This window comes from Methylocystis sp., from assembly GCF_021731785.1.
Lineage (GTDB): Bacteria > Pseudomonadota > Alphaproteobacteria > Rhizobiales > Beijerinckiaceae > Methylocystis.
In genome coordinates this window covers 1-22,113 of the sequence record NZ_JAKFWS010000005.1, presented here as the reverse complement: position 1 = coordinate 22,113, position 22,113 = coordinate 1, and the positions used below count along the sequence as shown (strand labels likewise).

Annotated in this window: 21 protein-coding genes; 14 read left to right on the top strand and 7 right to left on the bottom strand. The window is 64.7% G+C overall.

The annotated features are described in order from the left end of the window. Position 1 precedes the first annotated feature (1 nt). Positions 2-469, top strand: a complete 468-nt coding sequence (locus tag QZ964_RS00810) for a molybdenum cofactor biosynthesis protein MoaE (RefSeq protein WP_292527997.1) — start codon at positions 2-4, stop codon at positions 467-469. On the opposite strand, the gene QZ964_RS00805 is transcribed toward QZ964_RS00810, so the two are convergent. After that, positions 466-1,044, bottom strand: coding sequence for a Yip1 family protein (locus QZ964_RS00805; protein WP_292527995.1), 579 nt, complete (start codon positions 1,042-1,044; stop codon positions 466-468). The genes QZ964_RS00810 and QZ964_RS00805 overlap by 4 nt on opposite strands. A gap of 137 nt (positions 1,045-1,181) precedes the next feature. On the opposite strand from QZ964_RS00805, the gene QZ964_RS00800 reads away from it, so the two are divergent. Continuing rightward, the gene (locus QZ964_RS00800; RefSeq protein ID WP_292527994.1) at positions 1,182-2,165 is read left to right on the top strand and encodes a YbhN family protein; all 984 of its coding nucleotides are present in this window, start codon (positions 1,182-1,184) and stop codon (positions 2,163-2,165) included. A gap of 160 nt (positions 2,166-2,325) precedes the next feature. On the opposite strand, the gene QZ964_RS00795 is transcribed toward QZ964_RS00800, so the two are convergent. Continuing rightward, positions 2,326-2,601: a DUF1153 domain-containing protein gene (locus tag QZ964_RS00795; RefSeq protein ID WP_292527992.1), complete on the bottom strand. Its 276-nt coding sequence runs from the start codon at positions 2,599-2,601 to the stop codon at positions 2,326-2,328. Positions 2,602-2,970: 369 nt separating this feature from the next. On the opposite strand from QZ964_RS00795, the gene mobA reads away from it, so the two are divergent. Both mobA and QZ964_RS00785 read left to right on the top strand, forming a co-directional pair. Continuing rightward, positions 2,971-3,582 (top strand): molybdenum cofactor guanylyltransferase MobA, encoded by a 612-nt coding sequence (gene mobA / locus QZ964_RS00790; protein WP_292527990.1) that lies wholly within the window; start codon positions 2,971-2,973, stop codon positions 3,580-3,582. A gap of 40 nt (positions 3,583-3,622) precedes the next feature. Beyond that, complete coding sequence (locus QZ964_RS00785) at positions 3,623-4,192, top strand: hypothetical protein (RefSeq protein ID WP_292527988.1); 570 nt, start codon at positions 3,623-3,625, stop codon at positions 4,190-4,192. On the opposite strand, the gene QZ964_RS00780 is transcribed toward QZ964_RS00785, so the two are convergent. After that, complete coding sequence (locus QZ964_RS00780) at positions 4,189-5,220, bottom strand: cysteine synthase A (RefSeq protein WP_292527987.1); 1,032 nt, start codon at positions 5,218-5,220, stop codon at positions 4,189-4,191. The genes QZ964_RS00785 and QZ964_RS00780 overlap by 4 nt on opposite strands. A gap of 30 nt (positions 5,221-5,250) precedes the next feature. Further along, the gene (locus QZ964_RS00775; RefSeq protein ID WP_292527985.1) at positions 5,251-6,135 is read right to left on the bottom strand and encodes an aldose 1-epimerase family protein; all 885 of its coding nucleotides are present in this window, start codon (positions 6,133-6,135) and stop codon (positions 5,251-5,253) included. Between the two features lie 166 nt (positions 6,136-6,301). On the opposite strand from QZ964_RS00775, the gene QZ964_RS00770 reads away from it, so the two are divergent. Continuing rightward, positions 6,302-6,994 carry a MarC family protein gene (locus QZ964_RS00770; RefSeq protein ID WP_292527984.1) on the top strand — a complete coding sequence of 231 codons (693 nt, stop codon included), beginning with the start codon at positions 6,302-6,304 and terminating at the stop codon, positions 6,992-6,994. Positions 6,995-7,019: 25 nt separating this feature from the next. Here QZ964_RS00770 and QZ964_RS00765 read toward each other — a convergent pair whose 3' ends face one another. Continuing rightward, on the bottom strand, positions 7,020-8,210 hold the full coding sequence (locus tag QZ964_RS00765) for a hypothetical protein (protein ID WP_292527982.1): 1,191 nt from the start codon (positions 8,208-8,210) through the stop codon (positions 7,020-7,022). A 282-nt stretch (positions 8,211-8,492) separates the two neighbouring features. On the opposite strand from QZ964_RS00765, the gene recJ reads away from it, so the two are divergent. From recJ to QZ964_RS00740, 5 genes are all read left to right on the top strand, one after another. Next, complete coding sequence (recJ, locus tag QZ964_RS00760) at positions 8,493-10,289, top strand: single-stranded-DNA-specific exonuclease RecJ (protein ID WP_292527980.1); 1,797 nt, start codon at positions 8,493-8,495, stop codon at positions 10,287-10,289. Positions 10,290-10,568: 279 nt separating this feature from the next. Then, positions 10,569-11,576 carry a septal ring lytic transglycosylase RlpA family protein gene (locus QZ964_RS00755; protein ID WP_292527979.1) on the top strand — a complete coding sequence of 336 codons (1,008 nt, stop codon included), beginning with the start codon at positions 10,569-10,571 and terminating at the stop codon, positions 11,574-11,576. Between the two features lie 92 nt (positions 11,577-11,668). Further along, complete coding sequence (locus tag QZ964_RS00750; protein WP_292527978.1) at positions 11,669-12,856, top strand: D-alanyl-D-alanine carboxypeptidase family protein; 1,188 nt, start codon at positions 11,669-11,671, stop codon at positions 12,854-12,856. Further along, the gene (tmk, locus tag QZ964_RS00745; protein ID WP_292527976.1) at positions 12,853-13,530 is read left to right on the top strand and encodes a dTMP kinase; all 678 of its coding nucleotides are present in this window, start codon (positions 12,853-12,855) and stop codon (positions 13,528-13,530) included. Before QZ964_RS00750 ends, tmk begins: the two co-directional genes overlap by 4 nt. Then, positions 13,527-14,597: a DNA polymerase III subunit delta' gene (locus QZ964_RS00740; RefSeq protein ID WP_292527974.1), complete on the top strand. Its 1,071-nt coding sequence runs from the start codon at positions 13,527-13,529 to the stop codon at positions 14,595-14,597. Before tmk ends, QZ964_RS00740 begins: the two co-directional genes overlap by 4 nt. A gap of 104 nt (positions 14,598-14,701) precedes the next feature. On the opposite strand, the gene QZ964_RS00735 is transcribed toward QZ964_RS00740, so the two are convergent. After that, a complete protein-coding gene (locus QZ964_RS00735) occupies positions 14,702-15,940 on the bottom strand; it encodes a CCA tRNA nucleotidyltransferase (RefSeq protein WP_292527972.1) in 1,239 nt (412 codons plus the stop codon). Beyond that, positions 15,937-16,194, bottom strand: a complete 258-nt coding sequence (locus QZ964_RS00730) for a DUF6111 family protein (RefSeq protein WP_292527971.1) — start codon at positions 16,192-16,194, stop codon at positions 15,937-15,939. Before QZ964_RS00730 ends, QZ964_RS00735 begins: the two co-directional genes overlap by 4 nt. Positions 16,195-16,523: 329 nt before the next feature. Here QZ964_RS00730 and QZ964_RS00725 point away from each other — a divergent pair, with 329 nt between their 5' ends. From QZ964_RS00725 to QZ964_RS00710, 4 genes are all read left to right on the top strand, one after another. Next, a complete protein-coding gene (locus tag QZ964_RS00725) occupies positions 16,524-17,528 on the top strand; it encodes a MoxR family ATPase (RefSeq protein WP_292527970.1) in 1,005 nt (334 codons plus the stop codon). A gap of 65 nt (positions 17,529-17,593) precedes the next feature. Continuing rightward, positions 17,594-18,529, top strand: a complete 936-nt coding sequence (locus QZ964_RS00720) for a DUF58 domain-containing protein (protein ID WP_292527968.1) — start codon at positions 17,594-17,596, stop codon at positions 18,527-18,529. After that, positions 18,529-21,300, top strand: coding sequence for a DUF4159 domain-containing protein (locus QZ964_RS00715; protein WP_292527967.1), 2,772 nt, complete (start codon positions 18,529-18,531; stop codon positions 21,298-21,300). The genes QZ964_RS00720 and QZ964_RS00715 overlap by 1 nt, the downstream gene beginning before the upstream one ends. A gap of 133 nt (positions 21,301-21,433) precedes the next feature. Then, positions 21,434-22,084, top strand: coding sequence for a hypothetical protein (locus QZ964_RS00710; RefSeq protein ID WP_292527965.1), 651 nt, complete (start codon positions 21,434-21,436; stop codon positions 22,082-22,084). Positions 22,085-22,113 lie beyond the last annotated feature (29 nt).

Genomic DNA, 22,113 nt, shown 5'->3' with positions numbered 1-22,113 from the left:
GATGACGCAGCGGACGGCGCCGTCCGTGCGCGTGCAGGCAGAAAATTTCGATCCCGGACGCGAGCAGGCGCTGCTGACCCACGGACGGCGAAACATCGGCGCGCTTGTCAGTTTCGTCGGCCTTTGCAGGGACGAGGACGGTTCGCTCGAATCTCTTGAACTCGAACATTATCCGGGGATGGCGGAAGCGGAGATCGCTCGTGTCGCCGACCAGGCGCTCGAGCGATGGCCCTTACAGGGCCTGACCGTCATTCATCGCTTCGGCCGCATTCGGCCTGGCGAACAGATCGTTCTGGTGCTCACGGCGGCGCGCCGACGCGCCGACGCCTTCGCCGCCGCGGAGTTTCTGATGGACTACCTGAAGACCCGGGCGCCCTTCTGGAAAAAGGAGCGCCGCGCGGACGGCGCTCCTGACGACTGGGTTGAGGCGAGATTCGAGGACGACGACGCCATGGCGCGCTGGCGCTAGATCAGCTGCTGCGGAGCTATGAGATGCACCAGCCATCCGTGCAGCGCGACGGTCGCGACGACGAGAAACAGCATCGCGAGGGTGAAGACGTCGAGATTTTCCCTTGGCACACGCATCATGGGCGGCAGGCCGACGGAAAAAACATAAATTCCATAGAACCCGAGCACGTCCAGCCATCGAAGGCCGGGAACTAGACCAAACAGAGAGGCGAGCCAGACCGGCGTGAAGGAATAGGCGGTCAGCATCAGGGCGCGGCGGTCGTCGGTCTTGCCTTCAAAATGCGGCGCGATGGCCGATATGACGAAGGCGACGAGAAAGAGGGCCGGCAGGCTGAGGAGATATTGAACGAAAGCGCGATAGAGGCCGCCCGCAAACGTCGGGTGCATGGTTCCCTGCGAACCGTAGGAAAAGCCGAAAAGCCACGAGCCGAAGAAGCTCGCGAAGGGCGGAAGCAGCGCCAGCACGGCAATATAATTGCGATAGAGATCTAAGACCGACGTCTCCTCTTGCGAGATCTGCGCCCACTCAGTCTGCGGCGTCAGAATTAAGCCCTTGATCCGCGAAAGCAAGTTCATTCCCGTCTCCATTGATTCGCCGCAAGCTTGAAATAATCGCAGCGGGCTTGCGGCCGCTGGTCGCTCCATGCGAGGGAATATGCGGCCAGCAGCGGCCGGTTCGATGATCGACGGTGCAACTTAACGCGACGGTCCGCATGAGAAAACTGCTGGAATATTTTTGGCCGACGGTCGGCCTCGTCGCCGTCGTCGCCTCTTTCTTCCTTCTCTATCGAGAATTCAGAGGAGAATCGGTTGGCGTCGAGGTTTGGGCCAATCTGAAGGCCATACCGACGACGCATTATCTTCTTGCCGGCCTGTCGACGCTTGTCGCCTACGCGGCGCTCGCCTGGTACGATCGCATCGCGCTGCTCCATCTTGGCGTCAAGCATATCAACTGGCTGTTTATTTCGGTCTGCTCGTTTACGACCTACGCCCTGTCTCACAATATCGGCGCGAGCGTTTTCTCGGGCGCCATGGTGCGCTATCGCGCCTATTCGACGAAGGGGCTGACCGCAACGCAAGTCGCGACGTTGGTGGTGTTGTGCTCCTATACGTTCGGCTTTGGCAATGTGCTACTCGCCGGGCTTTTGCTCACTTACGATCCGACGATCATGCAGCGACTGTCGGGCTTCCTGCCGGACGTCGTGACCAACCCCCATACCGCGCTCGTCGTCGGCCTCGCCTGTTTGGCTTTCGTCGTTGTCTACATTCTCGGATCGCTCATGCATTTCCGCGCGATCCGCCTGTTCGGGCGTTTCGAGATTCTCTATCCGCGCCCCGGCATCATGGTGCGCCAGCTCTTCGCCGCGCCACTGGAGCTCATCGGCGCGGCCGGCATCATCTATTTCGCGCTGCCGGAGCAGGGCAATCCGGGCTATCTCGTCGTGCTCGGCGCCTTTCTCCTGTCCTTCTCGGCGGCTTTGGTGTCACATGCGCCGGGTGGTCTCGGCATCTTCGAGCTGCTGTTCATCAAGGTGATGCCCGACGTGCCGCGCCTGAAGGTCTTGGCTGCGCTGCTCGTTTGGAGACTCTTCTACCTCATTATCCCCTTGCTGATCGCGCTCGTCGTCGTTGCGCTTTTTGAGCGCAGGAAACTCGTCGAGCGCTGGCGCGGGATAGAGGAGCAGCCGCTCAAATGAAGCGGCCGGCGATCGCGTTCAGAAATTCAAAGCAGCGCGGAAGTCGCGCCTTCGTCTCACCGCGGGTGAAGCGCCATTTTTACGACCGCGGCTTGGAGCGCGCGACGCCAATCTGTGCGTCGCCGTCGATTCTCGGCCAGGACGCGCTCTTGCGTCGAGGTTAAATGCGATATTGCTGGAGACGCGTCGTTCGCAGCCCTGCAAGCCCGTGCTGATCGATCGACATCTGCCAGCTGAGGAATTCGTCCACCGTCAGCGTGTAGCGACTGCAGGCCTCGTCGAGCGAAAGAAGACCGCCGCGCACCGCCGCCACCACTTCCGCCTTGCGCCGAATGACCCAGCGCTTGGTCGAAGCGGGGGGTAAATCGGCAATGGTCAGCGGACTGCCATCGGGGCCGATGACATATTTGACACGGGGACGGTGCGTCTCGGTCATCTCACTTACTCGCTACTCAAACAGCTGCCTAGTAGCGATCCTTATAAAGCCGTCGCTTTAAGAATTGCCTAAACCAACAGCTTCTATAAGCAATGGAAAATAAACTAAATTTTAGGAAGATGCGGCAGGCGGTAGACTTGCCTGCCCCGCCCGTTGAACCGCCAATACCACATTGGCGCCCGATTTTGCAGGGTTTTGCTTCGATCGCGCGCGTTACGCCGGTACGGCAAGTCTAGGAATTCGCGCGGCCACGTCATCGATGGCGCAAAGCTCTAAAAACGCCGCGTTAACTGTGTCAACCATTTGGGCGAAACCGTGACGCGCGTAAACGATGGCGGCGTCCCTGGCTGAGGCGAATTCGGAAAGCGCATGACCAGCATCGGGGTGATCCTCGCCGGCGGACTGGCGCGGCGCATGGGCGGGGGCGACAAGCCGCTCGTCAAGATTTCAGGCAAACCTATCCTTGAGCATGTGATCGATCGCTTGAAGCCGCAGTGCGCCGCGCTGGCGATCAACGCAAACGGCGATCCGGCGCGTTTTGCGCGCTTCGGACTTCCGGTCGTCGCCGACAGCGTCGAGGGTTTCGCGGGACCGCTTGCAGGCGTCCTGGCGGGCATGGACTTTGCCGCCGCGAGGGGAGCGGCCGATGTTCTCAGCGCGCCAGGCGACACCCCATTCCTGCCCGCCGATCTCCTGTCGCGTCTGCAAGCCGCCCGAAAGCGCGCCGGCGCAAGCATCGCGGTCGCCGCGTCTAACGCGCGGACCCATCACGCCGTGGCGCTCTGGCCGGTTGCGCTGCGCGACGAGTTGCGGCGCGCGCTCATGGAAGAAGGCGAGCGCAGGGTGTCGGCGTTCATCGCTCACTTTGCAAATGTCATCGTCGAATGGCCGGTCGAACCGTATGACCCGTTCTTCAACGTCAACAGACCGGAGGATATGGCGAGCGCCGTCGCGATAGCCAAGGAGGCGGCGCGCGGCTAAATTAGCGCGCGGCGAGGTTTGCGGGAGCTTACGCATAGACATGAGCGTGCAAGCGAAGAGAGGCCTCAAGGAGAAAGCGGAGGAGGAAGCCAAGGCTTTCATACCCGTCTTCTTATACGTCTGGTTCCTGCTCGCCGTGCTCGGCGTGCATAAGTCGATCGTTCTGTCTCAGGCGCACATCGTGCAGCATCAGGGCTTCGCTGTCGCGAAGGCGCTTGCTTTCGCCAAGGTGCTTTTTGTCGCCAACAGTTTTGGTATCTGGCGCATCTTCGACAACAGACCGCTGATAACGCCCATTCTGCTCAAGTCGCTGTTGTTCGGCGCGCTGCTCATCGGCATGGACATTGGGGAACAGGCGCTGCTCGAGCGTTTTTGGCCGGCCCACGCCGATCATGACGGCGTGGACCTCGATAATCTGCGCATCTTGCTTTCGGTCGGGCTCGTGACCTTCGCGGCGCTCATTCCCTTCTTCGGCTATCGCGAATTCGCAAAGCTGATCGGGGAGAAGGAATTGCAGAAGGTTCTCTTCGTGCGTCGCGAGACGTTCGTTCCCCAGCGCGAGGTCGAGCGGGCGGGGGAGACGGCGCTAGGCGAAACCATCGAACGCTAGACGTATCCCGGATCGATCTCGATCGCGCCTTCGAGCCAGGGCGGGGTCGGCAGCTTCTGACTGCGCAGGAACTCGGGGTTGAACAGCTTCGAAGCGTAGCGTGCGCCGCCGTCGCAGAGCACGGTCACGATCGTGTTGCCGGGGCCCAAATCGCGGGCGAGGCGGATCGCGCCGGCCACGTTGATTCCGGACGAGCCGCCAAGCAACAGGCCTTCCTGCTCGGCAAGATCGAAGACCACCCGCAGCGCCTCGTCATCCGGTATGCGATAGGCGACGTCGACCGGGGCGCCTTCGAGATTGGCGGTGATCCGGCCTTGGCCGATTCCTTCGGTGATCGACGAGCCTTCGGCCTTCAGCTCTCCGGTCGTGTAATAGGAATAGAGCGCCGCCCCATGTGGATCGGCGAGCCCGATCTTCACTTCGGGATTTCGCTCCTTGAGCGCCATGCCGATGCCGGCGAGCGTGCCGCCGGTGCCGCAGGCGCAGATGAAGGCGTCGACCGCGCCGTCGAGCGCTTCGTAGATTTCGGGGCCGGTGGTGGTGAGATGGGCGACGCGGTTGGCGACATTGTCGAACTGGTTCGCCCACACGGCGCCGTTCGGCTCTTCCCTGGCGAGACGCTCGGCGAGCCGTCCGGAAAGTTTCACGTAATTATTGGGATTGGCGTAGGGAACCGCCGGCACTTCGACGAGCTGCGCGCCTTGCAGGCGCAGCATGTCCTTCTTTTCCTGGCTCTGGGTGTCGGGAATGACGATCACCGTGCGAAAGCCGAGCGCGTTTGCGACAAGCGCGAGCCCGATGCCGGTATTGCCGGCGGTGCCTTCAACGATCGTTCCTCCTGGCTTTAGCAATCCTTTCGCGCGCGCGTCTTCGACGATCGACAGCGCGGCGCGGTCCTTCACGGAGCCGCCGGGATTCATGAATTCGGCCTTGCCGAGGATGCGGCAGGCGGTCGCCTTAGAGGCTGCACGCAATTCGATGAGCGGCGTGCGTCCGATGGCTTCGATGACGCTGGAGGCGATAGTCATTCAGAGTTCCCGGTGAAAGGCGGACCGTTCCTAGCCGACCGGCGCCTTCCTCTCAAAGGCGAAAATCGCGCCATGCCGCGCACGCTCGCCGGGCGCCAGGAGTCTCATCGAAGGCTTTTCATAGAGATCGCCGCAAAAATCCTCGGGGTCGCCGTAGCCTGTCCAAGGCTCTATACACAGGTAGGGCGCGGGCGGAAGCGTCCAAAATCCGACATGCGGAAAATCCTCCATCGTCACTGAAAGACTTGCGCCTTCGCCATTGTCGAAAACGAGGCTATGGCTCGCAAGATCGAGAAAGCACAGCGCGTCGCGCGCGAACATCTGAGGTTCCAGCGGCAGCCGCCGGCCGTCCAGCGGGGTTTTGCGGATCGGCTTCGAGAAGAGTCCGCCGGGTCCGATGACCGGAACGTCGGCGTGCTCCTCTTTCTCGAAAATGATCGCATGCGGCGCATTCGAGCCGGCGAGCGGCCAGCGAAAGGCGGGATGCAGGCCGCAAGCGTAGGGCAGGGGCCGCGAATCGATATTCGCGACGATGAGACTGTTTTCCAGCGCGCCGGCATGGAGCCGGAATTCCACTTCGAAGCGGAAGGCGAAAGGGTAGAGCGCGCGGGTCTCGTCGTCGTCGACGAGCGCGAGTCGCAGATAGTCGTCGCGGCGCTCGGCAACGTCGAAGCGCTTTCTCCAGGCGAAGCCATGGAGCGCGAGAGGATAGGTCCGACCGTCGACGCGTACGCGACCGTCGCGCGTCCAGCCGACGACGGGAAACAGCACAGGCGCGGTCTGATCCCAGATTTCGGGGTCCTTCGCCCAGATCATGTCGACGCCTCGCGCGCGCCAGGCCGCAAGCTCCGCGCCGAAGGGCAAAATCACCGCGCTGTCGCCGCAGAGATGGGTGAGCTGAATCGCGTCGGTCACGGATCGATCCTATCGTGAGCCGCAGGCCCAAGCGAATGCATAGGCAAAATCAGTGATCCGCCCCTGCGCCGCTTGAGCGGCCGCACGCGCCGCAATAATGTCGCGCCGCCATGCGTCATGCATGCGCGATGCGTTCGGCGCGGTCGAACGCCAAAGAGAAGGACTTATGACGATTAGCAGTCTGGTCGCAAATATCGGTTCCGGCGTCTTCAGCACCGAGCTGACCCTCTTTTTCTCGGCGTTCACCACGCTGCTGGCGGTCATCAATCCTTTTGAGGCGCTGCCGGTCTTCCTGATGCTCCAGCGCGACAAAAGCAATCAGGAGCGACGCCAGGTGGCGTTCATGGCCTGTCTCTATGCGCTGCTGCTCATCCTGTTCTTCCTGTTCTTTGGCGCGGTGATTTTGAAAATCTTCGGCGTCTCGCTAGCCATGGTGCGGATTGCCGGAGGGATCGTGCTGACGCGAATCGGATTTGAACTGTTCCTGCCGGCGCCGAATGGAGAAAGTTCCTTAGCTCCCGCTGGCGCCAACGCCAACATCGCCTTCATGCCGCTGGCGATGCCGCTGATGATTGGACCCGGGCCGATCGCGACGGTTCTGGGCATGATGGCCACCATCGAGCATTCTTCCCACGAAGCGCTGGCCTTCGGCGCGATCCTCGCCGCGATCTTTCTTGCGGTGGCCGCGACTTACGCCTGTCTCGCTTTCGCGACGCCATTGACGAAATTTATGGGGCCGCTGGGAATCGATGCGGCGACCAGAATCGTCGGTTTCTTCGTGTCGGCGATGGGCGTGTCACTGGTCTTCGGTGGCGTCGTCGACGCGCTGCAGTCGCACGGCATGAGCGGTCTGCATTAGCCGGCAAGACCGCAGGACTGATGGGCTACAGGCTGCGCAAGGTCTCGCCGAGCCGCGAATAGATCTCGCGATGCGCGTCACGCAGGCCTGGGACCCAGGGTTTGAGCTGCGCGCCGATGACGGCGTCGAAGTGGTCGAAGCGGTGGCCGATCGCCTTGTCGAGATATTCGTAATACCACCGCCCCGGCTTGAGTCTTTGGCGTCTGAAGACGCCTTCGCCTCCAACGGGCTCCTGCTGCGCCGTAAACGGATAGCGCTGCGAGATGACGCTCACCGCGCCATCGTTGGGGCGCCATTGCGGCAGCGAAAGGTCGCCACCACCCCAGCCAACGATCGGCGCCTTGGCGAAATTCGCCTCTCGCGCCTGATAAAGCGCGGTCTGCCAAAGAACGGGATGGATGGTCGGATCGGGCCGCCAGGTTCTGCCGAAGAAGGCAGAAGGTCGGGCATGGGTGGCGTTGGTCACCAGCGAGAGATAGTAAGAATTCGGATGCGATCTGAACCGGGCGTTGGCGTTGCGGCAGCCCTGGAGCGTCAGGTCGAAGGCGAGATTGTCTTCGCCCTCGACAAAGGCGCCTGCGTCCAGACGCGCCATCGCCTCGTAAGAGTCCGCCTCGCACCCCGTCCATTGATCGAGATGGAGATCGAAAGGCCTGCGCATGGCGCTCGGAACGCCGGCGGCCATGCCGAGGAATTTGAACGATTCGGCGATCATCTGGCTCGGTCTGCGCCTGAAACGGCCGTCCGCATGGTCGCATCCAAAGTTGTAAGGCAGCAAGGATCCGTTAATGGCGCCGGCGACGCTGACCACGCCTTCGATCCAGTCCGCGCTCGATCCCTGCTCCCAGAAGTCGTCGGCGAGCAGCGCCTGCAACTGCATGGCGGTCTGGGCGCCGGCGCCATGACCGACGAGGATCACCGGGTTTTTTTCCGACCAGTCGGGCGCGAAAGGAACCGCATATTCCCGTGAATAGCGGGCATGGCGCGCCTCGCTGCTGTGCCGCGCGCCATAATCGACCCGTCCGCCGCCGATCTGCGCGAAAAGCTCGCAGGCGCGGTCATGGAAGGAGCTGACCGGACCCACCTTCGCTTCATGGACCGCGAAAGGTTCGCCAATCTGATCGAGCGCGTCGCCCCAATAGGGAAGTCCGAACTCTTTGGGCCCCCAGCCGAAGAAATCATGCACGAAAACAATATGAGTGGATTTGAGCGCCATTCGCCGGTCCGACATCAATCAAAATCAAAATGCGTCTGCGCTCGAAGAAGCGCGCCGCACGGGTAAGTCGCCTTGACGTCGAGCATCTCCAGGGGCGTCACGCCGCGCGAAAATTCTACGGATGTCCCCTGGCCGAACGCCTCATCAAAACAGATGGGATGTGAAAAATCTTCCACGAGCAATATGATGCGACTAATTACAGCGATAACAAGTGAATTGCGAGCGATCGGCGGCGCTTGCGTCCGTCGCGGGCAGTGCTTAGCCACTGCCTAAGAGGCAGCGATGTCCGATTCGGTATTTCCGGCCTTTCTTGGGGTCGAGCGTTCCGTGCTCGGTCGACGGTGGCGCGGGAGGCTCGACGCCAGAGGCGAGGCGCAGGCGCTGGCGCTGACCCAGGCGCATGGGATCGACGATTTTCTTGCGCGGGTGATCGCCGGGCGCGGCGTCACGGTCGCTGACGCCGCCGGCTATCTCGATCCCAAGCTGCGCGACCTCATGCCTGACCCGTCATCGCTGCGCGACATGGACGCTGCGACCGACAGGCTTGCGCATGCGATCGAAACGGGCGAGCAGATCGCCATTTTCGGCGACTATGACGTCGACGGCGCCTGTTCCGCAGCGCTGCTCATCGACTATTGGCGCGCAGCCGGCGCGCCGGCGCCGCTTCTGCATATTCCCGACCGGATCACCGAAGGCTACGGACCGAATGTCGAGGCGATCCGAGATCTTGCGGCCCGCGGCGCGACTCTCTTGGTCACCGTCGATTGCGGAACCACGAGCCACGAGCCTATCGCCATAGCGCGCGCGCTCGGCCTCGATGTGATGGTCCTCGACCATCACCAGGCCCCGGAAGTTTTGCCCGAGGCGCTTGTCGTCAATCCCAACCGGCTCGACGACCTTTCGGGGCAAGGCGGACTCTGCGCGGCCGGAGTCGTCTTTCTGACGCTCGTCGGCCTCTCGCGGACCCTGCGGGCGCGCGGCTGGTGGCGCGAGGATCGGCCCGCGCCTGATCTCCTCGCCGCGCTCGATCTCGTCGCGCTGGCGACGGTCGCCGATGTGGCGCCGCTTGTGCGACTGAACAGGGCGCTGGTCGCCAAGGGCCTGTCGGTGATGGCCGCGCGGTCGCGTCCCGGCCTCGCCGCGCTGATGGACGCCGCCCGGCTCGACCGGCCGCCGCGCGCCCGCGATCTCGGCTTCGCGCTCGGCCCGCGCATCAACGCCGGCGGCCGGATTGGCGACGCCAGTCTCGGCGCGCGTCTCTTGACCCTCGTCGACGGCGCGGAGGCGCATCGCATCGCGGTGACGCTCGATCGGCTGAATAGCGAGCGGCAGATCGTCGAGCGGGCGACATTGGAGCAGGCGATCGCCCAGGCCGAAGCGCAGTTGGCAAGATCAAATCGAGTGTCATGCCTCGTCCTCGAAGGCGGCGACTGGCATCCTGGCGTCGTCGGACTGATCGCGTCACGCTTAAAGGAACACTTTAATGTTCCTGCATTTGTTATTGCATTCAATGGAGAATATGGAACAGGTTCAGGCAGAAGTTTAAATGGCGTCGATCTTGGTTCGGCGGTGCGGCGCGCCGTCGATCATGGCGTCGTGGTGAAAGGCGGCGGGCATGCCATGGCCGCCGGCGTGACGCTGGCGCGCGATCGGCTCGGCGACTTTCGCGCCTTTCTCAACGACGCCCTCGAAGCCGCCGTCGAGGCCGCCCGGCGCGACGACGCGCTTGTCGTCGACGCCTCCCTGACCGGGCGAGGAGTCAGTCTCCAATTGCTGCGACGGGTGGAACGGGCGGGGCCTTTCGGCCAATGCAATCCAGAGCCCCTGTTTGTGCTGGCCGAACAGCAGGTCGCATTCGCTCAAACTGTCGGCGCCGATCACGTGCGCGCTCGTTTGCGCTCGCGCGACGGCGCGACGGTCGACGCCATCGCCTTCCGCGCCGTAAGGTCGCCGCTCGGCATGGCGCTTCTGAGCGGAGACGGCGCGCAGTTCCATGTCGCCGCCAAATTGTCCGGCAATGTTTATCGCGGCGTAGAGCGCGTCGAGACCCGAATCGTCGACCTCGCGCGCACTCAATGAAGGTCAGAAGACTGTGGCGCCTCTGCCACAGCATTGTTCAATCTCGGCTTATGAACTCATATTAACCGTGACTGTCGCATTTTGGTCCCATTTGAACCGCCTCCTGACGCGAGCGTAAATGCGTTTAACGGCAACTTCACAAATCAGCGAGAAACTCCGCGGGTCGCACTCGCGCGACGGCTCTACGTCGCGCCTAAAAATGGAGAGGCGCGGCCATGCAACGCGTCTTTCATTGCGGATCGGCGGCGGGTTCAAGAAATGATGGCAAGGACCGTCGAGATGCGATCTGTCGTCTTCAAGACTTTTATTTGTGCGCAGCATCGCAAATTTAACCCGAAATTCCTCGCCAGACTGGTGCCTCTTGTCTGTCTTGGCGCGCTCGCCGGTTGCTCTTCCTCTGGATCGCACAGAAGCGCGAGCCTCGGCGGCCTCGGCCAGATCGACCCGCGCTACGGCGTGCGTCCAAGTCCGCGGTTGATCGCGGACGGGGAAGAGGTGCCGAAAGGCGGCGGCGCCTATATGGTCGGCAAGCCCTACAAGATCGCCGGCCGGACCTATTATCCAAGCGAAAAGCCCTATTCGGCCACCGGAACCGCGTCCTGGTACGGGTCGGATTTCCATGGCCGCCGCACCGCCAATGGCGAAATCTTCGACAGGGCGTCGATTTCCGCCGCTCACCCCACCATGCCGCTCCCGAGCTATGCGCGGGTCACCAATCTGCGCAACGACCGTTCAATAGTGGTGCGCGTCAATGATCGCGGGCCCTATCATGGCGGACGCGTGATGGACGTGTCGCAGCGGGTGGCCCAAGCGCTCGACTTCCACGGCGTGGGAACGACGCGCGTCAAGGTGGATTGGATCGGGCGCGCCGATATTGAGGGCGACGACGACGCCAAACTTCTCGCAACGCTGCGCGACGATGGCGTTCCGGCGCAGCTGGACGCCACGCCCTGGACGATGCTGGCCTCGGCGAATGAGGCGCCGGCGCAAACCGCCCGCACTGACGAAAGAGCCGAGGCTGCGGAGCTCTCGGCGCGCATCGCCTATGAGAACGCCCAGGCCGACCGCGAACAGACTCTGGCATATGCCGCGCAGGAGAGCGAAGCGCCGCTGCCTCCCTCCCGCGAGGACGCCGGCGTCGACGAGGAGCCAGTCGCTTCAACCCGGAAGGCGAGGGAAGTTGTCGCGCCGCTGCCGCCGGTGCGGCCCGCGCATCTTGGCATCCGTCAGGCTTCAGTTCGAGGCGCTTTTCGCCAGGCGCTGAATTCCTCGGTCAAGACCAACTGACCGGACCATATCGAGATTGCAATTTTCGACGCCGCGCGCCATCTTCTCCGCGCTCGGCCGCGCTGCGGCGTCAATAGGGGGAGAGCGCGCCCTTGCCGAAGTTTCCGGTGCGATGCCTGATCCTGGCCTTTCTTGCTTTGGCGGGGCCGGGCGCAGATTACGCCTGCGCCCAGGGTTTTCAGACGAGCGTGCCAAGCGCGATTCTGATCGACGCCGGCACCAACACTGTTTTGTTCGAGAAGGGCGCTGACGAATTCACCAAGCCCGCCTCGACCGTCAAGATTCTGACGGCCGAACTGATCTTTCAGGCGCTTGTCGAGGGCAGATTGCATCTCGACGACGAATTCGCCGTCTCCGAGCATGCCTGGCGCACGGGCGGCGCGCCGGCGGGCGGATCGGCGATGTTCCTCGCGCTCAACAGCCGCGCCCGCGTCGAAGACCTCCTTCGCGGCCTGGTGATCCAGTCCGGCAACGACGCCGCGATAACCCTTGCGGAAGGTCTGGCGGGCTCCGAGGAAGCCTTCGTAACGCGCATGAACAAGCGCGCCGCCGAACTCGGCCTTGTCAAATCGCGCTTTGGCAATCCCTGGGGCATGGACGGTCCGGACCAGAAGGTGACGGCGCGCGAGATGGCGAAGATCGCCGCGCATATCATCAAGACCTATCCGCAGTTTTACGGCTATTTCGGTGAGAAGGAGTTCACCTGGAACAAAATACGCCAGCAGAATCGTAATCCGCTGCTCACCATGAGCATCGGGGCGGACGGGCTGAAAACCGGCAATATCGACAAGGAAAGCGGCTACGGATTGGTCGGTTCCGCGACGCAGGACGGCAGACGCCTCATCGTCGCCATTTATGGCGCTAAATCTGCGAAGGAGCGGGCCGAAGAAGCGCGGAAATTGCTGCAATGGGGATTCCGCAATTTCGAGGAGAAGGAACTGTTCAAGGCCGGTGAGCCGGTTGGGCCAGCCCAGGTCTATGGCGGCACGCAAGGCTCCGTGGAGCTGTCGGCCAAGGAAGACATCAAGGTGCTTTTGCCGCGCGGCGCGAATGAGAGGCTGATGGGCAAGATCGTTTACGAAGGTCCGGTGCTGGCCCCTGTCGAAGCGGGGACGCCGGTCGGCCGCCTCGAAATCAAGCGTGGCGCCGCCGTAGTGCTGGAACAGCCGCTCCAGACCTCTGCAGCGGTCGAGCAGGGATCGCTGCCGCGGCGCGCCTTCGACGCGATTTACGAATCCGCCGCCGCCGCCATCCACCAGAAACTGTCCGGCAAGAAATGACCTTCCAGACGACGCCCGAAAAAGGCCGCTTCATCACCTTCGAGGGCGGCGAGGGCGTTGGCAAGTCGACGCAGCTTGCGCGCCTCGCGGGGCACCTGCGCGATTGCGGCGTCGAGGTGGTGACGACGCGCGAGCCGGGCGGCACCTCAAAAGCCGAGAAGCTGCGCGAATTCTTGCTTTCGGGACGCGCCGCGCCGCTTGGTCCTCTTGCCGAGGCGGCGCTGTTTTCTGCGGCGCGCGCCGATCATGTCGCGACGCTGATCGCGCCGGCGCTAAAGCGCGGCGCATGGGTGCTGTGCGATCGCTTCGCCGATTCAACTCGCGCCTATCAGGGTGCAAACGGCGGCGTGGACGCCAAGACTTTGGCGTTGCTCGAACGCGCGGCGGTGGGCGAAACCCGACCGGATCTGACCATCATGCTCGACCTGCCTGCGCAAGAAGGCCTGGCGCGGGCGGCGTCGCGGCGAGACGGCTGCGAGGCGGCCGACCGCTTCGAAAACGAGGCGCCGTCCTTCCACGAGGAGCTTCGGCAAGCCTTCCTCGCCATCGCCGAAAGCGAACCGGAACGCTGCTGTGTAATTGACGCATCGCTGTCCGTCGACGGCGTCGCCCGAGCGGTGCGCGCGCTCGTTCACGACCGCTTTCTTGCGCATGCCGCGCAAGCGGCGCAATGAGCCGCGACGAAGCGAACCCCGAAAGCGACCGCTACGACGACGCCCCGCACCCGCGGGAGATTCTCGCCCTGTTTGGTCACGTCGCGGCGGAGCGGGAGGTCCTCGACGCCTACCGTCGCAACAGGATGGCGCAGGCCTGGATCATCGGCGGGCCGGAGGGCGTCGGCAAGGCGACGCTCGCCTGGCGCGTGGCGCGATTTCTACTCGCCCATCCCGATTCGAGCGCGGCGGCGGTTCAGTCCGCCGAAACCCTCTGGGTCGCCAAAGACCATCCGGCGGCGCGTCGGATCGCCTCGATGGCGCTTGCCGATATTTTTCTGCTGCGCCGCGCCTGGAACGAGAAGACCAAAAAGCATTTCACCGAAATTCGCATCGAAGAGGTGCGCAAGGTCATCCAGGCCTTCCATCAGGCGTCGGGAACGGGCGGCTGGCGGATCGCCATCGTCGACTGCGCCGACGATCTCAATCGCGCCAGCGCCAACGCGCTCCTGAAGCTCATCGAGGAGCCGCCCGAACGCGCGCTGTTTCTGCTGGTTGCGCATCAGCCGGGACGCATCCTGCCGACGATCCGCTCGCGCTGCCGCAAGCTGATGCTCGGCCCCCTGTCGCCGGAAGACACGATCGCAGCGGTAAAGAATGTCGGGCCCCCATGGTCGACGGCGCCCGAGGCGGACCTCATCGTCGCCGCGGCGCGCGCGGATGGCTCGGTGCGCGAGGCGCTGCGGCTGCTTGGAGATGACGGCGTCGCCTTCGACGCCGCCGTTCGCCGGCTGTTCGATCGGCTGCCGCAGGTCGATTGGCTCGGCGCGCATATGCTCGCCGACAAGCTCACCGGCCGCGACAATGAAGCCGCCTATGAGACCTTCATGCGCGCGACGCAGCGTCATCTCGACGCGCGCGTGCGAGAGCTTGCGGGTACTGGCGCGCCGCCGATCAGACTGGCCGGCTACGCCCGCGCCTGGGAGGAGATTCGCAGCGCCGCGCGCGAAACCGAGGTGTTCAATTTCGATAAGCGCGCGCTGGTGCTGGGGGTTTTCGAGCGGCTGGCGCGGGCAGAGGGCGGTTAGCCGTCATGGCCGCGCTTCTCGCGGCCATCCACGACTTGGTCTTCCCGCCTCGCAGGATTGTCGCGTGGATGGCCGGCTCAAGGTCAGCCATGACGGAAGGGAAGCTAGCTCGCGTCCCTCCCTACCGCCTCCTCGACAAGCCGCATCACCTCTGCCGGATCGCGCGGGAAGCCGGCGCGTATCCATTCGGCTTGCAGCGCTTTGAGCGCATCGCCCAAAGCCTTGCCGGGCGCGACGCCGCGCGCGATGAGGTCCGCGCCCTTAATGGGAAAGGCGGGCGCGGGCGTCTCTTCGAGATAGCGCGCGGCCTCGAGCCAATTCGGATCGTTCGCCGCCGCCGCGCTTTCCGCATGGACCAGCGCCAGCGCGTCGGCGGCTGCGCGCGCGCCGCACAGGAACAGCATCTCGCGCAGATGAGACGCCGGCGGCGGGACGTCGCGTCCGTGCAAAGGGGCGAGGTTTCGCGCCGCAGCCGCAAGCCGGGCGAATTCGTCGTTGGAGAGACGCAGGCGGTCGCGCAGCCGCTCGGCGTCTTCGACGGTCAGCACAGAGAAGGCCGCAAGCCGCAACACCGCGTCCGCCGGTCCGCCCATGGCCACGTCGCGTTCCGCGAGCCGCTGCAAACGAGAGGGATAGCCGATTCCGAGGATCACCTCGATGACGCCGGCGTGAGACATGGCGCGCAGTATCTCGGGCGCGCGGCGCGCGCGGAGCAGCTTCATCAGTTCGGCGCGGATGCGTTCGCGCGACAGGCGCGACAGGTTTTCCCGCGCGACGATCGACTCATGCAGGCCCTCGCGGTCGAACAGTCCTTCGCCATGGGAGGCATTGAATCGAAAGAAGCGCAGGATTCGCAAATAGTCCTCGCGAATGCGCGTCGCGGCGTCGCCGATGAAGCGAATGCGCCGCCCTTCGATATCGGCGAGTCCGCCGGTGTAATCGTAAATCTTCCCGTCGGGGGACAGCGACAGCGCGTTAATCGTGAAGTCGCGCCGCTTGGCGTCCTGCTCGAAGTCGCCGCCAAAGCGCACCTTGGCGAAGCGCCCGTCGGTCTCGACGTCCTCGCGTAGCGTCGTGACTTCGTAGGGCGCGCCCGCGACGACGATCGTCACGGTGCCGTGCTCGATGCCCGTCGGCACGCCCTTGAGACCGGCGTCTCGCGCAGCCGCAAGGACGTCCTCGGGCAGCGCCGTCGTCGCAAGATCGACCTCGTGGGGCGGCAGGCCGAGCAGAGCGTCGCGCACGGCGCCGCCGACGACGCGGGTCTCGGCGCCGGTCTTGGCGAGCGCCGCAAAGACCGTCGCCAACCTTGGATCTTCAAGAAGTCTTTGCGCCGCGTTCATTCGAAACGGCCCGGCTTCAATTTTCCGTTTTCGACATGGGCCGGCACATAAGCGCCCTGATTAAGACCGGTCAGGCCGAGCGTCACGACGCCGACGATCGCGACGACGAGGCCCGCGATCGTCAGCAGCGAAACGATCCTGCCATGCCAAAGTTCGCGCACGAAGGGCCAGCGCCGCTGCAGCAAATAGAAAATCGCATAGGCGACGAAGGGCGTGAAGAAGAGCAGGGCGGTTTCGACGATTGCGCGCCACATGGGCGAGAACGCCTTTCGTTATGAGGCATGTCCGACGAATTATACATGGCCTCCGGGAAAGGGTGGCTTAATGCCGGACGCATGAACAAACTGTCACGTCCAAATTGTGTTTTTAGCAGTAAAATGCCTCTCCACCGCGCCGGTTGCGCTTGAATTGCGCCGGCGGAGAGACGAAGATTGCGCTTGGCCCTCAATCCCGCCGCTTCGCCCTTGAAAATCCGCGCGAAGCCAATGGCGCGGGGCATGGATCGACAATCGGCGGAACTGGGCAGCTCCGCCGTCGACGCGTCCGATCCTCCTCACCTGTAGGCTGCCAGAGCAACGCTGAAATGACCTCACTCGACACCAAGACGACCTCGATCGAATCAGCCGTCGTGCAATCCGCCGAACGCGCGCTGGACCATATCGGACGCGCCCGCGCCGCCATCGGCGCCGTCATTTTCGGTCAGGACGAGGTCGTCGAGCAGGCGCTGGTGACGATACTGGCCGGCGGCCACGGACTGCTCGTCGGCGTGCCCGGCCTCGCCAAAACCAAGCTTGTCGAGACGCTCGGCCGCGTGCTCGGCCTCGCCGAGCAGCGCGTGCAGTTTACGCCCGACCTGCTGCCCGCCGACATTCTCGGCTCCGAAGTGCTGGAAGAAGGCGCGGACCGCTCGCGTTCGTTCCGCTTCATCAGGGGGCCGATCTTCACCCAGCTGCTGATGGCCGACGAAATCAACCGCGCCTCGCCGCGCACGCAATCGGCGCTGCTGCAGGCGATGCAGGAACACCATGTCAGCGTCGCCGGAAAGCGCCACGACCTGCCGCGGCCCTTCCATGTCCTGGCGACACAGAATCCGCTGGAGCAGGAAGGCACTTATCCGCTGCCTGAGGCGCAGCTCGACCGTTTCTTGATGCAGATCGACGTGCATTATCCCGACCGCGCCAGCGAGCGGCGCGTCCTGCTGGAAACGACCGGCGAGACGATGGCGCAGGCGAGCCAAGCGCTCGACGCCGAGGAGCTGATGGCGACGCAACGGTTGGTGCGGCGGCTTCCGATCGGGGAGAAGGTCGTCGACGCGATTCTCGATCTCGTTCGCGCCGCACGCCCCGACGAGGGCGATCCGGAGGTTGCCTCCCATGTCGCCTGGGGTCCAGGACCGCGCGCTGCGCAATCGCTGATGCTGGCGACGCGAGCCAGAGCGCTCGTCACCGGCCGCCTCGCGCCGTCGATTGACGACGTGGCGAAACTAGCCGCGCCCGTGCTGCGTCATCGTATGGCGCTCAATTTCGCCGCGCGCCGGGAAATGACCGTTTCCGACGTGATCCAAACGCTCGTGACGCGGATCGGGTGACGCGACTTGCTTGCGTCTCGTTCATCGCATTACTCGGCCCTGCGCCATGACCCAGAAGGCTGACGATGTTTGCTGACGTCACGACGCGCGCCTACGATCCTGCCCAGCGCAAGCCTGCTGAAGGCGCCGCGGCGGCCGATCTCGCGAGCCGAATGCCGAGGCTCGTGGCCCGCGCCCGCGAGATCGCGGCGAGCCTCGCCTATGGCGTTCACGGCCGCAAGCGCGCGGGCGTCGGCGAGACGTTCTGGCAATATCGGCCGTTCGCTTCAGGCGAGGCGGCGCACCGCATCGACTGGCGCCGCTCGGCGCGCGGCGATCAGCTCTATGTGCGCGAGCGTGAATGGGAGGCTGCGCACGACTACTTCCTATGGATGGATTGTTCGCCGTCCATGGCCTTCGGCTCCTCTCTCGCCGCCGATGACAAATTGTCCCGCGCGGTGACCCTTGGGCTCGCGCTCGCCGATGTGCTCGTTCGCGGTGGCGAGCGGGCGGCGGCGCTTGGCCTGACCGCCCCGGTCTCGGCCCGCGACGTTATCGACCGGCTCGCGCGCGCTCTGGCCGAGAACGCCATGAACGCGGCTCGCGACGATCTACCGCCGCAGGCGCCGATGCGCCCGCGCGCCCGGGTCGTGCTGATCTCCGACTTTCTCATCGAACCGGACGCGCTCGCGGCCCGTCTGCGGCGCTTCGCCGACGCCGGCGCCTCCGGCGCGATCCTGATGTTGACCGATCCCAGCGAAGAGACGCTGCCCTTCTCCGGCGAAACCACTTTTCTCGACACTGACGGCGGACCCGCCTTCTACGCGGGCGACGCGCGCAGCTTGCGCGCCGCCTATGCGCGGCGGTTCGAGGCGCATCGCGAGGCCGTGCGACGCGCCGCGCAACGCGTCGGCTTCATCTTCCTGCAGCATCGCACCGACAAGCCGGCCGCGGAAGCGGCGCTAGCGCTGGCGATGGGATTGCTAGGACCGGATGGCGAGGGGTTCGAGGAGCGGCGCTGATGTTTTCCTTCGCCGCGCCGCTGGCGCTGTTCGGACTTCTTGGCCTGCCGCTGATCTATTGGCTGTTGCGGGTGACGCCGCCACGCCCGCGCGAGATCGTCTTTCCGCCCACTAGGATTCTGCGCGAGCTGAAGCGCGACGAAGAAACCCCGGCGAAAACTCCCTGGTGGCTGACGGCGTTGCGGCTGGCGCTGTGCGCAGCCTTGATTTTCGCGATGGCGGGGCCGGTCTGGGCGCCGAGCGGCGTCGTCGCGTCCTCCGCGCCGACGCTGATCGTGATCGATGACGGCTGGCCGGCGGCGCCGACATGGGAACGACGAATTGAAGGCGCCGCGTCGATCATTGACTCAGCCGCGCGCGCCGGCGGTCCGGTCGCCGTCGCGCTCGCGTCCGAGACCGCCGCGCCTATTCCAGGCGACGGACGGCGCGCGCTGGAGAAGTTGCGCTCAGTGCGGCCCAAGCCGTTTTTGCCGCAACGCAAGGCGATCGGCGAACAGGTTGTGGTCTTCGCCCGCGCTCATCCAACAGCGCGAATCGTTTGGATCAGCGACGGCCTCGCGCAGGGCGACGCGGCGGATTTCGCGCGCGCGCTGAAGGAGTCCGGGACCAGCGGCGGCGTCAACATTTATGTCGAAGATCACGCGCCGCGGGCGCTCGCCGGTCCGAGCAACGACGCCGCTGCGCTCAGCGTCGACGTGCTACGCGCCGGCGCCGAGGAGTCGACCTTTGTCGATGCGCTGGACGCCAAAGGAAGGACGATCGGCCGCGCCGCCGGAGATTTCGGCGGCGCGCCGCGCATGCGGGCGAAAATCGAGCTGCCGGTCGAACTGCGCAACGAGGTGAGCCATCTGCGCGTCGAAGGCGAGAATTCCGCGGGCGCCGTCGCGCTTCTCGACGCGCGCTCGAAAGTGAAGCGCGTAGCCCTCGTCGGCGGCGAGAGCGCCGACGCGGCGCAGCCGCTGCTCTCGCCCCTCTACTATCTGGAGAAGGCGCTTGCGCCTTTCGCGCAGGTTAGAACGGCGCGTCCTGGCGTCGTCGATCCGGTGCAGGCGCTGCTCGCCGAACATCCCAATATCATGGGGCTCGCCGATGTCGGCCTGGCGCCCGGCGAGACCCTCGACGCCCTTTCGCGCTTCGTCGAAGAGGGCGGCACGCTGGTGCGCTTCGCCGGACCTCGGCTTGCCAACGCCGATGACGATCTCTTGCCGGTGCGCCTGCGCAGGAACGGCCGCGTGCTCGGCGGCGCGATGTCCTGGGAGGAGCCGAAGTCATTGGCCGAGTTCGAGGCTGCGAGTCCCTTTTTCGGGCTGCCCGCGTCAAAGGACGTCACGGTGCAGCGGCAGGTTCTCGCCGAGCCCGATCCCGGACTTGCGGGCAAGACCTGGGCGCGCCTTTCCGACGGCACGCCGCTGGTCACGGCGGAGCGGCGCGGCAAGGGGCTGATCGTGCTGTTTCATGTCAACGCCGATGCCAACTGGTCGAACCTGCCGATCTCGGGGCTTTTCGTCGAGATGCTGAAGCGAATTAGCGCCATGGCCGGGGAATCGGCGCCTTCCGGCGACGAACGCTCCGACGTTTTCACCGATCAGTCGGCTCTGGCGCCGATGCGCGTTCTTGATGGATTCGGCGCGCTTGGCGCGCCCGGTCCGACCGCGCAAAGCATTCCGCCGGACTTCCAAGGTCCAGCGAGCGCCGAACATCCGCCTGGCCTTTACGGCGCGGGAGAGGCGTTCGTCGCGGTGCAGACGTTGCGTCCTACGGACGAGATCACCGCCTTCGATTTCGCCGGCGCCGGGCTGAGCGCGAGCACGCTGCGATCGGGAGCGCAGCTCGATCTGCGCGGGCCGCTGTTCGTCTTCGCTTTGATTGCCTTTATCGCCGACGCGCTGATCGCCCTGGCGCTCGCCGGGAAGTTGCGTCTGCGGCCTTTCCGCGTCGCGACTGCCGCGCTGCTGGCGCTGGCGTTTGTGGCGCCGATGTTTGATGAAGCGCGCGCCGAGCCGACGCCAAAATCAGCAGCGAGTCAGCGCGACAAGGACGCCGCGCTGACGACGCGGCTCGCCTATGTGATCTCGGGCGACGCCCGCGTAGACGAAGTCTCGCGGCTGGGCCTTGAGGCGCTCACTCAGGCTCTGAATTCGCGCACCTCCTTCTCACCGGGCAATCCAGTCGGCGTCGATCCGGCGAAGGACGAACTCGCGTTTTATCCCATGCTCTACTGGCCGATCGTCGCCAGCGCGCCGCAGCCGTCCGCCAAGACGGCGGCGCGCATCGCGGCCTATATGAAACAGGGCGGCACGGTGGTCTTCGACACGCGCGACGCTCTCTCGCAACGCATCGGCGGCGCGCCGACGCCGGAGACGCAATGGTTGCGCGATCTCACGAAAGGCCTCGATATTCCGCCCTTGGAAGTCGCGCCTCGCGATCACGTCATCACCAAGACCTTTTACCTGCTCGATGGATTCGTCGGCCGCTACGCCAACGGCGAGACCTGGGTCGAGGCGTTGCCGCCGGAACCCAAAGATCATGCGGCGCGTCCGGTGCGCGCAACCGACAGCGTGTCGGCGCTCGTCATCACCTCCAACGACCTCGCGAGCGCCTGGGCGCATGACAATCGCGGCCAGCCGCTGTTTCCATTGACGCCCGGCGGCGCGCGCCAGCGCGAATTCGCGCTGAGAGGCGGCATCAATCTGGTGATGTATACGCTGACCGGAAACTATAAATCCGATCAGGTACATGTGCGCGATTTGCTGGAAAGGCTCGGGCAATGAGCGGCGCCGACGTTTTTCGAAACGTTTCAGTCACGTCATGGCCGGGCTTGACCCGGCCATCCACGCGCTGGCGGCGCGGCGTGGATGCCCGCGACAAGCGCGGGCATGACGGGGCGGCGTCAGGCGTGCGCGCATGAGCGACCTCGCGCTCGCCTTTTCGCCGCTCATTCCCTGGCCGGCGTTGATCGTCCTCGCAGTTCTCGGCGCCGGCGCGTTGGCGCTGATGGCGGCCAACCGCCAACGTGGCGCGGCGGTCCGCGCCTTCGCCTTCGCATTGCTGGTTGCGGCGCTCGCCGACCCGTCGCTGGTGCGCGAAAAGCGCGATCCGCAAAAAAGCGTCGTCGCCGTTGTTGTCGACAAGAGCGACAGTCAGAATTTCGGCGCGAGAAACGCGCAAACGGAGGAGGCGCGCAAGGCGCTCGACTCGGCGCTCGCCAAATTCGGCGACGTCGAAACGCGCGCGATCAGCGTCGCCAACGACGCTTCAGGCAATGACGGCACCAAGCTCTTCGGCGCGCTCGCCGAAGCTTTAAAGGATGTTCCGCCCGAGCGCGTCGGCGGCGCGATTCTACTCACCGACGGCGTCGTCCACGATATTCCCGCCAAAGCCGAGGCGCTCGGCTTCAAGGCGCCTTTGCATGCGCTCGTGACCGGGCATCAGGGCGAGCGCGACCGCCGAATCGAACTTGTCGAGGCGCCGCGTTTCGGCATCGTCGGCAAGGATCAGATCATCCGCGCCCGCGTCGTCGATCTTGGCGGCGACGGCGCGCGCATCCCGATCTAGGTGCGCCGCGACGGCGAGGCGCTGCCGCT

What these genes read in the sequence shown, in the direction of transcription:
- QZ964_RS00810 (WP_292527997.1), top strand. Translation starts at nt 2, where the DNA reads ATGACGCAGCGGACGGCGCCGTCCGTGCGCGTGCAGGCAGAAAATTTC.
- QZ964_RS00805 (WP_292527995.1), bottom strand. Translation starts at nt 1,044, where the DNA reads ATGAACTTGCTTTCGCGGATCAAGGGCTTAATTCTGACGCCGCAGACT.
- QZ964_RS00800 (WP_292527994.1), top strand. Translation starts at nt 1,182, where the DNA reads ATGAGAAAACTGCTGGAATATTTTTGGCCGACGGTCGGCCTCGTCGCC.
- QZ964_RS00795 (WP_292527992.1), bottom strand. Translation starts at nt 2,601, where the DNA reads ATGACCGAGACGCACCGTCCCCGTGTCAAATATGTCATCGGCCCCGAT.
- mobA (WP_292527990.1), top strand. Translation starts at nt 2,971, where the DNA reads ATGACCAGCATCGGGGTGATCCTCGCCGGCGGACTGGCGCGGCGCATG.
- QZ964_RS00785 (WP_292527988.1), top strand. Translation starts at nt 3,623, where the DNA reads ATGAGCGTGCAAGCGAAGAGAGGCCTCAAGGAGAAAGCGGAGGAGGAA.
- QZ964_RS00780 (WP_292527987.1), bottom strand. Translation starts at nt 5,220, where the DNA reads ATGACTATCGCCTCCAGCGTCATCGAAGCCATCGGACGCACGCCGCTC.
- QZ964_RS00770 (WP_292527984.1), top strand. Translation starts at nt 6,302, where the DNA reads ATGACGATTAGCAGTCTGGTCGCAAATATCGGTTCCGGCGTCTTCAGC.
- QZ964_RS00765 (WP_292527982.1), bottom strand. Translation starts at nt 8,210, where the DNA reads ATGGCGCTCAAATCCACTCATATTGTTTTCGTGCATGATTTCTTCGGC.
- recJ (WP_292527980.1), top strand. Translation starts at nt 8,493, where the DNA reads ATGTCCGATTCGGTATTTCCGGCCTTTCTTGGGGTCGAGCGTTCCGTG.
- QZ964_RS00755 (WP_292527979.1), top strand. Translation starts at nt 10,569, where the DNA reads ATGCGATCTGTCGTCTTCAAGACTTTTATTTGTGCGCAGCATCGCAAA.
- tmk (WP_292527976.1), top strand. Translation starts at nt 12,853, where the DNA reads ATGACCTTCCAGACGACGCCCGAAAAAGGCCGCTTCATCACCTTCGAG.
- QZ964_RS00740 (WP_292527974.1), top strand. Translation starts at nt 13,527, where the DNA reads ATGAGCCGCGACGAAGCGAACCCCGAAAGCGACCGCTACGACGACGCC.
- QZ964_RS00735 (WP_292527972.1), bottom strand. Translation starts at nt 15,940, where the DNA reads ATGAACGCGGCGCAAAGACTTCTTGAAGATCCAAGGTTGGCGACGGTC.
- QZ964_RS00730 (WP_292527971.1), bottom strand. Translation starts at nt 16,194, where the DNA reads ATGTGGCGCGCAATCGTCGAAACCGCCCTGCTCTTCTTCACGCCCTTC.
- QZ964_RS00725 (WP_292527970.1), top strand. Translation starts at nt 16,524, where the DNA reads ATGACCTCACTCGACACCAAGACGACCTCGATCGAATCAGCCGTCGTG.
- QZ964_RS00720 (WP_292527968.1), top strand. Translation starts at nt 17,594, where the DNA reads ATGTTTGCTGACGTCACGACGCGCGCCTACGATCCTGCCCAGCGCAAG.
- QZ964_RS00715 (WP_292527967.1), top strand. Translation starts at nt 18,529, where the DNA reads ATGTTTTCCTTCGCCGCGCCGCTGGCGCTGTTCGGACTTCTTGGCCTG.
- QZ964_RS00710 (WP_292527965.1), top strand. Translation starts at nt 21,434, where the DNA reads ATGAGCGACCTCGCGCTCGCCTTTTCGCCGCTCATTCCCTGGCCGGCG.